Annotated in this window: 15 protein-coding genes; 3 read left to right on the top strand and 12 right to left on the bottom strand. The window is 67.3% G+C overall.

Annotation, left to right across the window (positions count from 1 at the left end; genetic code table 11):
* From ASD55_RS09855 to ASD55_RS09835, 6 genes are all read right to left on the bottom strand, one after another.
* Complete coding sequence (locus tag ASD55_RS09855) at nt 1-435, bottom strand: MerC domain-containing protein (RefSeq protein WP_056718738.1); 435 nt, start codon at nt 433-435, stop codon at nt 1-3.
* Between the two features lie 94 nt (nt 436-529).
* The gene (locus ASD55_RS09850; RefSeq protein WP_056718737.1) at nt 530-1018 is read right to left on the bottom strand and encodes a transcriptional repressor; all 489 of its coding nucleotides are present in this window, start codon (nt 1016-1018) and stop codon (nt 530-532) included.
* A gap of 28 nt (nt 1019-1046) precedes the next feature.
* A complete protein-coding gene (locus tag ASD55_RS09845; protein ID WP_056718736.1) occupies nt 1047-1349 on the bottom strand; it encodes a hypothetical protein in 303 nt (100 codons plus the stop codon).
* Nucleotides 1350-1382: 33 nt separating this feature from the next.
* Nucleotides 1383-2798: a glutamate--tRNA ligase gene (gene gltX / locus ASD55_RS09840; RefSeq protein ID WP_056765784.1), complete on the bottom strand. Its 1416-nt coding sequence runs from the start codon at nt 2796-2798 to the stop codon at nt 1383-1385.
* Nucleotides 2799-2968: 170 nt separating this feature from the next.
* Nucleotides 2969-3292 carry a hypothetical protein gene (locus ASD55_RS18435; RefSeq protein ID WP_157598943.1) on the bottom strand — a complete coding sequence of 108 codons (324 nt, stop codon included), beginning with the start codon at nt 3290-3292 and terminating at the stop codon, nt 2969-2971.
* 36 nt (nt 3293-3328) lie between these two features.
* Nucleotides 3329-3763, bottom strand: coding sequence for a DUF4399 domain-containing protein (locus tag ASD55_RS09835; RefSeq protein WP_056765781.1), 435 nt, complete (start codon nt 3761-3763; stop codon nt 3329-3331).
* Between the two features lie 113 nt (nt 3764-3876).
* On the opposite strand from ASD55_RS09835, the gene ASD55_RS09830 reads away from it, so the two are divergent.
* Together ASD55_RS09830 and ASD55_RS09825 are read left to right on the top strand one after the other, a co-directional pair.
* Nucleotides 3877-5037 carry a glycosyltransferase family 1 protein gene (locus tag ASD55_RS09830; RefSeq protein ID WP_056766062.1) on the top strand — a complete coding sequence of 387 codons (1161 nt, stop codon included), beginning with the start codon at nt 3877-3879 and terminating at the stop codon, nt 5035-5037.
* Nucleotides 5006-5569 (top strand): phosphatase PAP2 family protein, encoded by a 564-nt coding sequence (locus ASD55_RS09825; protein ID WP_056765779.1) that lies wholly within the window; start codon nt 5006-5008, stop codon nt 5567-5569. Before ASD55_RS09830 ends, ASD55_RS09825 begins: the two co-directional genes overlap by 32 nt.
* Nucleotides 5570-6013: 444 nt before the next feature.
* On the opposite strand, the gene accD is transcribed toward ASD55_RS09825, so the two are convergent.
* The 3 genes from accD to trpB are packed head-to-tail and all read right to left on the bottom strand — an operon-like array spanning nt 6014 to nt 8938.
* Nucleotides 6014-6883 carry an acetyl-CoA carboxylase, carboxyltransferase subunit beta gene (accD, locus tag ASD55_RS09820; protein WP_056718732.1) on the bottom strand — a complete coding sequence of 290 codons (870 nt, stop codon included), beginning with the start codon at nt 6881-6883 and terminating at the stop codon, nt 6014-6016.
* 46 nt (nt 6884-6929) lie between these two features.
* On the bottom strand, nt 6930-7730 hold the full coding sequence (gene trpA / locus ASD55_RS09815) for a tryptophan synthase subunit alpha (protein ID WP_056765777.1): 801 nt from the start codon (nt 7728-7730) through the stop codon (nt 6930-6932).
* Nucleotides 7727-8938 carry a tryptophan synthase subunit beta gene (gene trpB / locus ASD55_RS09810; RefSeq protein WP_056766060.1) on the bottom strand — a complete coding sequence of 404 codons (1212 nt, stop codon included), beginning with the start codon at nt 8936-8938 and terminating at the stop codon, nt 7727-7729. The genes trpA and trpB overlap by 4 nt, the downstream gene beginning before the upstream one ends.
* A 126-nt stretch (nt 8939-9064) precedes the next feature.
* On the opposite strand from trpB, the gene ASD55_RS09805 reads away from it, so the two are divergent.
* On the top strand, nt 9065-9958 hold the full coding sequence (locus ASD55_RS09805; RefSeq protein ID WP_056765767.1) for a LysR family transcriptional regulator: 894 nt from the start codon (nt 9065-9067) through the stop codon (nt 9956-9958).
* Nucleotides 9959-9972: 14 nt separating this feature from the next.
* Here the strand turns inward: ASD55_RS09805 and ASD55_RS09800 are convergent, their stop codons facing one another.
* From ASD55_RS09800 to truA, 3 genes are read right to left on the bottom strand one after another with little or no spacing between them, the layout of a single operon-like run.
* The gene (locus ASD55_RS09800) at nt 9973-10977 is read right to left on the bottom strand and encodes a cupin-like domain-containing protein (RefSeq protein ID WP_056765765.1); all 1005 of its coding nucleotides are present in this window, start codon (nt 10975-10977) and stop codon (nt 9973-9975) included.
* 5 nt (nt 10978-10982) lie between these two features.
* Complete coding sequence (locus ASD55_RS09795; protein WP_056718728.1) at nt 10983-11606, bottom strand: phosphoribosylanthranilate isomerase; 624 nt, start codon at nt 11604-11606, stop codon at nt 10983-10985.
* Nucleotides 11603-12373 carry a tRNA pseudouridine(38-40) synthase TruA gene (truA, locus tag ASD55_RS09790; RefSeq protein ID WP_056718727.1) on the bottom strand — a complete coding sequence of 257 codons (771 nt, stop codon included), beginning with the start codon at nt 12371-12373 and terminating at the stop codon, nt 11603-11605. Before truA ends, ASD55_RS09795 begins: the two co-directional genes overlap by 4 nt.
* Nucleotides 12374-12444: the final 71 nt, after the last annotated feature.

The following is a 12444-nucleotide window of genomic DNA, read 5'->3' as shown; positions in this document are numbered from 1 at the left end:
TCAATGCGCGCACTGCGGACCGTGCACGTGGACGCCATCACGATGGCTGTCCAGCCGCAGGTTGACGAAGTGCGCCGCCGCCAGCAGCATGCCGCCGCAAGTCACCAGCACGCTGTGCAGGATCGGCGAGCCCAGGTCGATGAAGGCGATGCCGAGCAGCAGCAGCGACAGTCCCGGCACGGCCAGGCGCAGCGGCAGGCGGCGCCGGTGCCTGCGATAGCCGCGCACCAGCACCAGCGATGCCAGCACGCAGGCGCACAACACGAAGATGCGTTCGAAGCGATGGTCGGCCAGGAATTCCATGCCGATCAGCGGCAGCAGGGCCAGCACGAACGGCAGCAGCGCACAGTGGATCGCGCACAGGAACGATGCCATCGCGCCAACGCGATCAGCCAGGTGCCACCAGCGGGATTTGTTCGACTGCTCGGGATTCATCGATTGACCCGGCGCCGCCCGACGGGGCGACTCCATGTCCGGTGGCAACATGTTACTTTATAACACTACGGCCCGCCAGCCCCGTGGACCCACCTCAGCCCTTGCGGCAGTTCCGGCAGGTGCCGTGCACTTCCAGGGTCTGCGCCTGCGGCCGGAAACCCAGCGCCTTCGCCTGTGCTTCGATCAGTTCGGCCACGCGCTCGTCGCAGACTTCCTGGGCGCTGGAGCAGATGTCGCAGATCAGGAACGGTACCTGGTGCGCCTCGGCCGGGTGATGGCAGGAAACGAAGGCATTGATCGATTCCAGCTTGTGGATGAAGCCGTTCTCGAGCAGGAAGTCGAGCGCGCGATAGACGGTGGGCGGCGCCGCATTGCCGTGCTTCTCGCGCAACTGGTCGAGCAGGTCGTAGGCCTTCACCGGCTTGTGCGCGGCGGCGATCAGCTCCAGCACTTCCTTGCGCAGCGGGGTGAGGCGCAGGCCGCGTTCTTCGCTGGCATGCTCCACGGCGCGCACAAAACCCTTCGCATCATCGTGGTGATGCGCGTGGTGCGGATGCGGGTTGCTGGCGGCGTCGTGGCTCAAGATGTCACCTCGTGGGGATCATACACCGCTACCTGCGCGGTACCGGACGGCGGCCCTGTGGCAGCGGTGGTGGCTTCGCCGGTGGCAGCCGGCGGGGCTTGCGCAGGATCACGATCCAGCCGATCGGCCCCAGCACCCAGGCCCAGACGATGCTTTCCAGCAATCGCCCGCGCCACCAGCCCAGCAAAGCTCCCACCGCGACAAACAACAGGTTCCACCAGAACATGGCTGCCCACGGCAGCATATTCAACAGGTTGAAGAAGACGTGCCAGAACGCGCCCGGTGCGTCGGGATCGACGCCCTGGGTGGCCCTGGCCAGCCATTCGTCCATGCCGCGCTCAGTGCGCCATCGACGGAAGTCGCATCAGCCGCGGGCCATCGCGATGGCGGCGTCGATTCGCTTGAGTGCTTCGGCGCGACCGGCCAAGTACAAGGTCTGATCGATCGACGGCGACACCTGGGTGCCGGTGATCGCCACCCGCAACGGCTGGGCGATCTTGCCCATGCCCAGTTCCAGCTGCGCCGCCACCTGCTCGATCACCTGATGGATCGGCCCGGGCTGCCATTCGCATTCGGCCAGCAGCGACTTCGCCGCTTCCAGCACGGCCGGCGCGCTGTCGTTCTTCAGGTGCTTGGCGACGGCCTTGTCGTCCCACTCGGTGATCGGGCCATACCAGATCGCCGCGCGCTCTGTCATCTCCTTCAGCGTGTGCACCCGATCGCGCAAGGCCACGATAACGTCGACCGGCGCGGGACCCTGGCTGAAATCGATGCCGGCGCGCTGCAGGTGCCATTCGAACTCGGTTGCCAGCGACTGCGGCTGGTCGGTCTTCAGATAATGCTGGTTGAGCCAGGCCAGTTTCTCGGTGTCGAAACGCGAGGCGGCCTTGTTGCAGTCGCCGATGTCGAACAGCGCGATCATCTCCTCGCGCGAGAAGATTTCCTGGTCGCCATGCGACCAGCCCAGCCGCACCAGGTAGTTGAGGATCGCGTGCGGCAGGAAGCCGTCGGCGCGATAGTCCATCACGCTGACCGCGCTTGTGCGCTTGGACAGCTTCTTGCCTTCCTTGTCCAGGATCATCGGCAGGTGCGCGAACTCCGGCACCGGCGCGCCCAGCGCCTTGTAGATGTTGATCTGGCGGGGCGTGTTGTTGACGTGGTCGTCGCCGCGGATCACCTCGGTGATGCCCATGTCGATGTCGTCGACCACCACGGCGAAGTTGTAAGTCGGCCAGCCGTCGGAGCGGAAGATCACCAGATCGTCCAGCTCGGTGTTGGCCCACTCGATGCGGCCCTTCACCTTGTCCTCGAACACCACCGAACCCTCGTGCGGATTGCGGAAGCGGATCACCCGGTTGGGATCTTCTCGACGGGCCTCATGAAAGCCGGGCTCGTTGTGGTCGCGGTAGTGACCGTTGTAGCGGGGCTTCTCGCCCGCCGCCATCGCGGCCTCGCGCATTGCCTCGATCTCGGCCTTGCTCTCGTAGGCGTAGTAGGCGTGGCCGGCAGCGAGCAGTTGGTCGGCAACTTCCTTGTAACGCTGCAGCCGCCGGGTCTGGTAGAACGGGCCCTCGTCGGCGTCCAGATCCAGCCAGTGCATGGCGTCGAGAATCGCCTGAACCGCCTCGTCGGTGGACCGCTCGCGATCAGTATCCTCGATGCGCAGGATGAATTCACCGCCGCGACGGCGCGATTCGAGCCAGCAATACAGCGCAGTGCGCGCACCGCCGATGTGCAGGAAACCGGTGGGGCTGGGGGCGAAGCGGGTGCGTACGGTCATGGATATCTTCGGAAGGCGCGGAACGACAGATTTTAGCCGATCAACGCGAACAAGCCGACGGCCGCTTTCACGCTACCCGTCATCCGCCGCCATGACCCTGTACATGATCCATCCTGCGGCTATCGTAAACGACCGCAACGACTGCTGGCGTCGGCTGCCACACCCATCATTCAATGCGAGCGGCACCCCCAGTTGCGGCACCAGTAAGCATTGGGATTGGTGCGATCCGCACCTAGAGGTACGGTGTCCCAGCCTGACGACGGCAAGGGCACGATGGCGGGTTTGTCGTTGCCGAAATCAAGCTGCGGAGCGTCGTTCTCTTCCGGCGGAGCTCGTACCAGCACGAACTTCACGTCGATCAAGGGCCGGTGGCTGGGCGACTTGGCCGGCTTGGCGACAGCCCCGGATTGCGCCGGGGGCGTCTGTGCCGGAACACCCGCAGCCATCGAAACGCACGGCGCACTCAAGGCGAAAACGAACAAGAGTTGTTTCATGGCGACCTCCGAACGGAACGACGAGGGCAGAACCGGTCATTTCACGTGAACCGTGATCCTTTTCGACACCAGCGCCGGCTCGAACGGCACGTGATGCTGGTCGCCCAGCTCCAGTTGCAGCGTATGCGTTCCCGGCGCGAGCTTCAGCGTGGTCTGGGTCTGGCCGCCGCCGAAGTGGATGTGGTTCGCGTCGGCCGGGATCGGCTGGCCCGCGGCGGGCAGATCCTTCACGTCGACCAGCAGATGGTGGTGGCCGGTGTGCTCCTTGCCGATGCCGGCCGGTGCCACGCCCATGCCCTTCAGGCCGAAACGCACGGTGATTTCCTGACCCACGGTGGCGCCATCGCTGGGCGAGATGATGTAGACCTCGGCACCGGCCGGCGCGGCCGTGGTGGGCAGGCCGGGAGCCTCGGCGGCGATCGCGGTGGCGGTCAGTCCCGTCAGCGCCAGGGCAAGCAGGATGCGTTTCATCGTCGGTCTCCAGCGGAAGAAAACAGGCTTCAGTGTAAGCGCGACGTCATGCGTCCGCCATGCCGTCGCAACGCCACGCGGCGATGCTGTGGCAAACCGGCACGGACATGGTCATGCGCATCGGGATTGTCAGTGAGACCTATCCACCCGAGATCAACGGTGTCGCGCTGACCGTGCATGGCTTCGCCAGCGGTCTCGCCGCCCGCGGGCATGAGATCCAGCTGGTGCGGCCGCGCCAGCCACAACCATCCCGCGCTGAACCCGGCATCGACATGATCGAGCTGCGCGGCGCCTCCCTGCCCCGCTATCCGGGCTTGCGCTTCGGCTGGCCGGCCGGACGTGCGTTGCAGCGGCAATGGACATGGCAACGGCCCGACGTGGTCTATGTCGCCACCGAAGGTCCGCTTGGCTGGTCGGCGGCATGTGCCGCCAGGCAACTGGATATTCCGCTGTGCAGTGGTTTCCACACCCGCTTCGATCACTACGCCAGCCACTACGGCGTGGGCTTGCTCGCGCCGCTGCTGCGCGGCTACCTGCGCCGCTTTCACCTGCGCACCGCCACCACGCTGGTGCCGACCGACACACTCGCACGGGAGTTGCGCACCATGGGCATCACCAACGCACGCGTGCTGCGCCGCGCCGTGGACACGCAGCTCTTCCATCCGGGTCGGCGCGACGACGCCTTGCGCGCCAGCTGGGGCGTCGACGCCGCCACACCCGTGGTGCTTTACGTGGGACGCATCGCTGCGGAAAAGAATCTCGGGCTGGCGATCGAGGCCTTCGGCGCGATCCGCCAGCGACAGCCGCAGGCGCGCTATGTCTGGGTCGGCGATGGTCCCGCGCGGGCCGCACTGCAGGCGGCGCACCCGGACTTCATCTTCGCCGGGATGCAGCGCGGTGAGGCGCTGGCACGTCACGTGGCCAGCGCCGACCTGTTTCCGTTCCCCAGCCTCAGCGAAACCTTCGGCAACGTGATCATCGAGGCTCTCGCCGCCGGCCTGCCGGTGGTTGCCTATGCGCAAGGCGCGGCGCGCGAACATCTCGACCACGGCATCAACGGCTATGGCATCGAATCCGGCGATGCGCAGGGTTTCATCGATGCCACGGTGCGGCTCGCCGGCAACCCCGCCCTGATCCGCCACATGGGCCGCGCTGCCCGCGCCAGCGTGGCCGGACTTTCACCGGAAGCGGTGATTCGCGATTTCGAAACCCTGCTGCGCGAGATGGCCGAGGAGAACCTGCATGAGCACGCCGCCGTCACTGCCCACTTCTGATCTCCTGCCCGGGCCGCGTTTCGCACTGGATGGCCGCGTCTGCGTAATCGCCAACCACTGGGGCGGACGGCGCATGGTGGGCATGCTCTTCGGCATCGTCAGCCGGCTCGGCGACGGCGTGTTCTGGTACACGCTGATGCTTGCACTGGCCATGCTTGGTGGTCAGCGCGGCCTGTCCGCGGCCTTGCACATGGCACTCACCGGCCTGACGGCCCTGCTGCTGTACCGCGTGCTCAAGCGCTGGACCCGGCGACCCCGCCCCTACCGCGCCTGCCCCGGCGTCATCGCCCGCATGCCGCCGCTGGATGAATTCAGTTTCCCTTCCGGGCACACCATGCAGGCCGCGGGCTTCACCGTGGTGGCACTCGCCTGGTATCCGCAGCTGGCACCCTTGCTGCTGGGCTTCACCACGCTGGTGGGAGTTTCGCGAGTGGTCCTGGGGCTGCACTATCCCAGTGACGTGCTCGCCGCCATCGCGCTTGGCGGCGGCGTGGGTGGCGCATCGATCTGGCTGTGGCCGATGACGATCTGAGCCGGCTCGCTGTGCAGCTTCTGCGCACGCCGTAGCGAGTTCCTTTGTGCTCAGACAGATAGCCTACTTGTCCACAGGCTTTACCCGGCACGCTCCACAATCGCTGTGGAGAACTTCGCGCGACCGCTCAAGAAATCGACAAAGTGAGCCAAGTGTCTGCCGGCAAAAGGCGAACGACGATTGTCCACAGGCTTGTACAGAAGACACCCACACCAGCTGTGGAAAACTTGGCGTCGCACGCATGCGGCGAACGCGCGAAACCGGTCACCGCGATCTGGACAGTTCGTGACCAGCGCGTAGCAAGTCACTGATCGGCAAGTGGGGAATCGCGCTTGTCCACAGGGTTTGCCGCAACACTTCCACAGCCGCTGTGGAAAAACCTGCGGCGGATACGACGATGCCGCCCGAAGGCGGCATCACTCATGACCAACCGAATGCCTCGACTCAGGCGGCGCGATCGGCCCGGGTCAGGATGCCGAACAGGTCGGCCAGCTTGTCGCGCATCTCGCGGCGGTCGATGATCATGTCGATCGCGCCGTGGTCGAGCAGGAACTCCGAACGCTGGAAACCTTCCGGCAAGGTCTCGCGCACGGTCTGCTCGATCACCCGCGGACCGGCGAAACCGATCAGCGCCTTCGGCTCGCCGATGTTGATGTCGCCGAGCATCGCCAGGCTGGCGGAGACGCCGCCGGTGGTCGGGTTGGTCAGCACGCTGATGTAGGGCACGCCGGCATCGCGCAGGCGCGCCAGCGCCGCCGAGGTCTTGGCCATCTGCATCAGCGAGAACAGCGCTTCCTGCATGCGCGCGCCGCCGGTGGCGGAGAAGCACACCAGGGCGCTCTTGTCGGCCAGCGCGCGCTCGGCGGCGCGGGCGAATTTCTCGCCGACCACCGAACCCATCGAGCCACCCATGTAGGCGAACTCGAAGGCCACCGCCATCAACGGCCGGCCCTTGAGCTTGCCGCTCATGGCGACCATCGCATCCTTCTCGCCGGTCTTCTTCTGGGTCGAGGTGATGCGGTCGCGGTACTTCTTGGAGTCGCGGAATTTCAGCGGATCGGTGGGCTCGAGGCTGGCCCACAGTTCCTGCGCCGAGCCGTCGTCGAGCAGCGCGTCCAGCCGCATCCGCGCGCTGATGTAGTGGTGATGGCCGCACTTGGGGCACACCATCAGGTTGCGCTCCAGTTCCGGCTTGTACAGCACGGTGCCGCAACCACCGCACTTCTCCCACACACCCTCGGGCACCGAACCCTTGCCGCCGTTGGTTCCCTGCGGACGGGTCCGCGGGTTCATGATCTTCTGCAGCCAATTCATCGCAACACCTCAAACGTTCCTGACCCGAAACGGCCAGGCGACCGTTTCAGTGTGCATCCAGCGCCGCACGGATCGGCTGCAGGAAACCTTGCGCACGGGCGGTGATTTCCCCCGCGTCGGTGGCACCCGACAACCGCTCGACCAGCGCACTGCCGATCACCACCGCATCGGCGAAACCGGCAATCGCCTTCGCGCTTGCCGCATCGCGGATGCCGAAGCCCACCGCCACCGGCGCCTTCGCCCGGGTGCGGATGTCCGCCACGCGTGCGGCGATATCGCCGGTGCTCAAGTGTGCCGCACCGGTGATGCCGGCGAACGAGACATAGTACAGGAAACCCTCGGCCGAACCGCACAGCTGCGCCATACGCGAGGGTGCGGTGGTGGGCGCGGCCAGCAGGATCTGCTGCAATCCGGCGTCGCGCAGCGGCTGCAGCACGGCCGATTCCTCCAGCGGGCAATCGACCAGCAGCACGCCATCGACGCCGGCCGCCACGGCCTCCTGCGCGAAGCGCGCGTAGCCATGGATCTCGACCGGATTCAGATAGCCCATCAGCACGATCGGCGTGTATGCATCGCGTCGGCGAAACTCGCCGACCCAACCTAGCACTTCCTTCAGTCCGACCCCTTGGGCGATCGCCCGCTCGCTGGCGTGCTGGATCACCGGACCGTCGGCCATCGGATCGGAGAACGGCACGCCCAGTTCGATCAGGTCGGCGCCGGCATCGGCCAGCGCATGCATCAGGGCAACCATGTGCCCGGGCGCGGGATCACCGGCGGTGACGAACGGGATCAGCCCGGTGCGGCCGGCGGCCTTGAGTTTGGCGAAGCGGCGATCGATGCGGCTCATACCTCGACTCCTTCGCGCGCGGCGATCGTGTGCACGTCCTTGTCGCCACGACCGGAGAGGTTGCACAGCACGATGCCGTCCTTCGGCAGCTCGCGCGCCAGCTTCATCGCCTGGGCGACCGCATGGCTGGATTCCAGCGCTGCCAGGATGCCTTCGGTGCGGGCCAGCAGGTGGAATGCCTCCATCGCTTCGTCGTCCGTCACGCCGACATACTCGGCGCGCCCGGCGTCCTTTAGGAATGCGTGCTCCGGGCCAACGCCCGGATAGTCGAGCCCGGCCGAGATCGAGTGCGTCTCGGTGATCTGGCCGTTGTCGTCGCACAGCACATAGGTGCGGTTGCCGTGCAGCACGCCGGGGCGACCCGCAGCCAGCGAAGCGGCGTGGTGACCGGTGGCGATGCCCTCGCCTGCCGCCTCGGCGCCGACGATGCGCACACCGGCGTCGTTGAGGAAGGCGTGGAACAGGCCGATCGCATTCGAGCCGCCGCCCACACAGGCGGTGAGCACGTCAGGCAGGCGGCCGTACTGCGCCAGCACCTGGGCCCGCGTCTCGCGGCCCACGATGGCGTTGAAGTCGCGCACCATCTTCGGATACGGATGCGGGCCGGCCACCGTGCCGATGATGTAGAAGGTGTCGGCCACGTTGGTGACCCAGTCGCGCATCGCCTCGTTCAAAGCGTCCTTCAGCGTCTTCGAACCGGACGTCACCGGCACCACCTCGGCGCCCAGCAGCTTCATCCGGTAGACGTTGATCTTCTGCCGCTCGATGTCCACCGCGCCCATGTAGACCACGCACTGCATGCCCAGGCGCGCGGCCACGGTGGCGCTGGCCACGCCATGCTGGCCGGCCCCGGTCTCGGCGATGATCCGCCGCTTGCCCATGTGCCGGGCCACCAGCGCCTGGCCGACGGTGTTGTTGATCTTGTGCGCGCCGGTGTGGTTCAGGTCCTCGCGCTTGAGCAGGATGCGTGCGCCCCCGACATGCTGCGACAGCCGCTCGGCGTGATAGACCGGACTGGGCCGCCCCACGTAGTGCTGCAGGTCGCGGTCCAGTTCGGCGAGGAAGCCCGCATCCTGGCGCAGGCGCTCGTAGGCCTCGGCCAGCTCGGCCAGCGGCGCCATCAGCGTCTCGGCGACATAGCTGCCACCGTAGTCGCCGAAGCGACCGTGCTCGTCGGGCCAGCGGTGATAGTCCTGGATCGGGGGCATGGCGGGATTCCTGTGCGAAAAACTGAAGATCCCGATCATCGGATCGGGAATGTCCCGCAGATTATCGCAGTCGTGACCGCGCGGAAAAGCGATAAGATCGCCTCCATACCTCAGGAAAACTCAATCATGTCAGGGCGCGAACTGCCACCGTTGAATGCCTTGCGCGCCTTCGAGGCGGTGGCGCGACTGCACAGCGTGGGCCGGGCCGCGGCGGAACTGCACGTCACCCATGGCGCGGTCAGCCGGCAACTGCGCCTGCTCGACGAAGCGCTGGGCCGACCGCTGTTTTCACGCCAGGGCCGTGGACTGGTGCTGACCGCTGCGGGCGAACAACTGCACACCGGCGCCGGCCTCGCCTTCGAACAATTGCGCGACAGCTGGGCCGCCCTGCGCGAGCACAACGCGCAGGCGCCGTTCGTGCTCGGTTGCGCCAGCAGCCTGCTGGCGCGCTGGCTGATCCCGCGGCTGGATCGGCTGGCGCACGACCTGCCCGGGTTGCGCCTGCATCTGTCGGCACAGGAGTCATCGCCGACGGCGGAACTGGGCAGGCTGGACGCCTTGCTGCTGTTGTCGGCGCCGCCCTGGCCCACGGGCTGGCAGGTCGACACGCTGGCGCCGGAACGGATCGGCCCGGTGGTCAGCCCGCGCTACGGCGGCTGGCCGCGACTGCAGGGGCAGCCGCCCGGCTGCCTGCTCGACGAGCCGGTACTGCACACGACCTCGCGTCCGCAGGCCTGGCCGGACTGGCTGCGTTGCATGGATCTGCCGCCCTCGCGCCCGCCCGGCGGCGCGGGCTTTCCGCACCTCTACCATCTGCTGGAAGCAGCCATCGCCGGGCTGGGCGTGGCGATCGCGCCGGCGCCGCTGGTGGCCGACGATCTGGCGACCGGGCGCCTGCTGGCGCCGTGGGGATTCCAGCCCACCACGGGCCACTGGATCCTGGCCACGCCGCAGCGCTCCGGCGATCGTCGCGCCGTCGCACTGGCCCGGTGGCTGCGCCAGGAACTGGCCGGCGGCTGAGCCGCGGCGACACGTCACAAATAGCGGCGGATCATCTCTTTCAGCTGCTCGGCCCGCGCTGGCGTCAGCGGCCCCAGCACGCCGCGCGCCGATGCGGGAATGTGTGCTGCGGGGTCTTCTTCTCCGAACACGTAATGCTCAAGCAGCGTGCGCCACGCCGCGCGATCGGCCGGGTCCAGCGACTTGAAGCTGAGGATGGCGTGAAGCAGGCCATCCAGCGCCGTCGGCATGGCGCGGCCACGGCCGCTGCCGGGAATCCACCAGTAATTCACCAGCGCGTTGAGCGGCTGCAACGACTCCACGTGATGCCACCACAGCGGCGGGATGTAGATCGCGTCGCCCGGCTGCAGTTCGGCCACCTGCGCATGGGTCAGCGCGTCGCGCAAGCGCGGGAAACGCGGATCATCGACCTGGTCCAGCCGGGCCATGCTGATCGCCGCACCGGTGGGCGCGAAATCCAGCGGCCCGATGTAGAGGTTGTGCACCTGATCGGTGGGAAACAGGGTAAAGCGCCGACTGCCGCCGACCACGCAGGCGATGTTGGCGTACTCGTCGAAATGCGCCGGGGTGGTGACGCGATTGCCGATCCACAGGCGCGGCTGGATCTGCGGGTCGAGGAAGGCCAGTGCATGGTGTTCGAGAAAACCCGGCAAGCACTCGGCGATCAAGGCACTCTGCAAGGCCAGACCGGGCGGGTCGGGCAGTCGGCTGCAGGCGGCCAGCCGCTGCAGCACCTGGGTGACCGAGACCCGGTGATGCTGATAGTTGAAACCGTCGAAGGCGCTGTTGTAGCCGATCACGCCGCCCTCGGCCGGCGCCATCAGCAAGGCGTCGACGTCACTGCCGTTGTCCCATGCGGCAAGACCTTGCGCGAACGCTGTATCCGATTGCCGCGCCCAGCCCACCAGCGGCCAGTCGCGACACAGTCCGCGGATCACCCGCGGCCGCTCGCCGCCGACCAGATCGTCCAGTTCGAGTGGCTGGCCGCGCTGGCCATATTCCTCGATCGCAGTCGGCATGCGGCCTACTCCGCGTCGACCGCGCGCACCGCGCGAACGAAGGCTTCCAGCCGCGCCGGGTCCTTGATGCCGGGCGCGGATTCCACGCCACTGGCCACGTCCACCGCCCACGGTCGCGCCATGCGCACGGCCTCCGCCACGTTGCCCGGGTCCAGCCCGCCAGCAACGATCAGCGGCTTCTCGCGCACTTCCGCCAGCAGCGACCAGTCGAACGTCTTGCCGCTGCCACCGGCCTCGCCACGGGCATGGCCATCCAGCAGCAGGCCGGCGGCATGCGGGTAATCGTGCCGGCGCGACAGACCGGCAGCGCCCTCGCCCATCGCCAGCGCCTTCAGGAATGGATGGCCAAACTGCGCGCACCAGGGGTCGGTTTCCTCTCCGTGGAACTGCAGCAGCGCTGGCCGCACCTGCTCCAGCACCTGTTCCACCAGGCTCACCTCGTCGTCCATGAACAAGGCCACGGTCGCCACGAAAGGCGGCAGCGACTCGACGATGTCGCGGGCCTGACGCAGGCCGACCTGGCGTCGGCTGCGCGCGGTGAACACCAGCCCGATCGCATCGACACCCAGCCGTGCGGCGAGCACGGCGTCGTCGACCCGGGTCATGCCGCAGCACTTGATCCGGGTCATGGCTGGCTGACCTCGTCCGGCAGATGCCAGTGACGCTCGTAGCGTGGACCGATGAAGGTCAAGCCCGAAGCCGGCGCCGTGGGACCGGCCACCTGGCGGTCACGACCGGCCAGCAGTTCGCCCATCCACTCGACCGGCTGTTCGCCGCGGCCGATCGGCAGCAGCGAGCCGACGATGTTGCGCACCATGTGATGCAGGAAGGCATTCGCCTCGATCTCAACGAACAGCTGTTCGCCCTCGCGCCGCACGCTCACCGCCAGCACGCTTCGCCGCGGGTGCGCCGCCTGGCAGGACAAGGCGCGGAATGCGCTGAAATCATGCTCGCCCAGCAGGGCCTGGGCAGCGACGTGCATGCGCTCGGCGTCCAGCGGCAGGCGCTCCCAGGTGACATAGCGCGCATCCAGCGCCGCACGCACCGGCCGGTTCAGCAGGTGATAGCGGTAGCGCCGGCTGCGCGCGGCGTAACGCGCGTGAAAACTGTCCGGCACCGGCTGCGCCCACAGCACGGCCACGCTGTTCGGCAGGTTGGAGCAGCTGCCCAGCACCCAGCCACGCATGTCGCGGCTGGCGTCGGTATCGAAATGCACGACCTGGCAGCGGCCATGCACGCCCGCATCGGTGCGACCGGCGCAGCTGACCTCGACCGGATGCGCGGCCACCATCGACAGCGCGCGCTCCAGCGCGCCCTGCACGCTGACATCCTGCTTCAGCCGCTGCCAGCCGCAGAAGTCGGTGCCGTCGTACTCGATGCCCAGAGCGATACGCATGGATCGTGCAGAACCTGAGGGGGAAACGTCGAAGATTAGCAGGCCAAAACGACATCGGGCCGGCTAGGCCG

Origin of the sequence: Rhodanobacter sp. Root561, from assembly GCF_001427365.1 — a bacterium.
Taxonomy (GTDB): Bacteria; Pseudomonadota; Gammaproteobacteria; order Xanthomonadales; family Rhodanobacteraceae; genus Rhodanobacter.
This window is presented reverse-complemented; position numbering and strand designations above follow the sequence as displayed.

Bases quoted from the DNA above. Each gene is read 5' to 3' on its own strand.
- ASD55_RS18435 (WP_157598943.1), bottom strand. From the start codon at position 3,292: ATGAAACAACTCTTGTTCGTTTTCGCCTTGAGTGCGCCGTGCGTTTCG.
- accD (WP_056718732.1), bottom strand. From the start codon at position 6,883: ATGAATTGGCTGCAGAAGATCATGAACCCGCGGACCCGTCCGCAGGGA.
- truA (WP_056718727.1), bottom strand. From the start codon at position 12,373: ATGCGTATCGCTCTGGGCATCGAGTACGACGGCACCGACTTCTGCGGC.
- ASD55_RS09835 (WP_056765781.1), bottom strand. From the start codon at position 3,763: ATGAAACGCATCCTGCTTGCCCTGGCGCTGACGGGACTGACCGCCACC.
- trpA (WP_056765777.1), bottom strand. From the start codon at position 7,730: ATGAGCCGCATCGATCGCCGCTTCGCCAAACTCAAGGCCGCCGGCCGC.
- ASD55_RS09795 (WP_056718728.1), bottom strand. From the start codon at position 11,606: ATGACCCGGATCAAGTGCTGCGGCATGACCCGGGTCGACGACGCCGTG.
- ASD55_RS09855 (WP_056718738.1), bottom strand. From the start codon at position 435: ATGAATCCCGAGCAGTCGAACAAATCCCGCTGGTGGCACCTGGCTGAT.
- ASD55_RS09800 (WP_056765765.1), bottom strand. From the start codon at position 10,977: ATGCCGACTGCGATCGAGGAATATGGCCAGCGCGGCCAGCCACTCGAA.
- ASD55_RS09845 (WP_056718736.1), bottom strand. From the start codon at position 1,349: ATGGACGAATGGCTGGCCAGGGCCACCCAGGGCGTCGATCCCGACGCA.
- ASD55_RS09825 (WP_056765779.1), top strand. From the start codon at position 5,006: ATGAGCACGCCGCCGTCACTGCCCACTTCTGATCTCCTGCCCGGGCCG.
- ASD55_RS09805 (WP_056765767.1), top strand. From the start codon at position 9,065: ATGTCAGGGCGCGAACTGCCACCGTTGAATGCCTTGCGCGCCTTCGAG.
- gltX (WP_056765784.1), bottom strand. From the start codon at position 2,798: ATGACCGTACGCACCCGCTTCGCCCCCAGCCCCACCGGTTTCCTGCAC.
- ASD55_RS09830 (WP_056766062.1), top strand. From the start codon at position 3,877: ATGCGCATCGGGATTGTCAGTGAGACCTATCCACCCGAGATCAACGGT.
- trpB (WP_056766060.1), bottom strand. From the start codon at position 8,938: ATGCCCCCGATCCAGGACTATCACCGCTGGCCCGACGAGCACGGTCGC.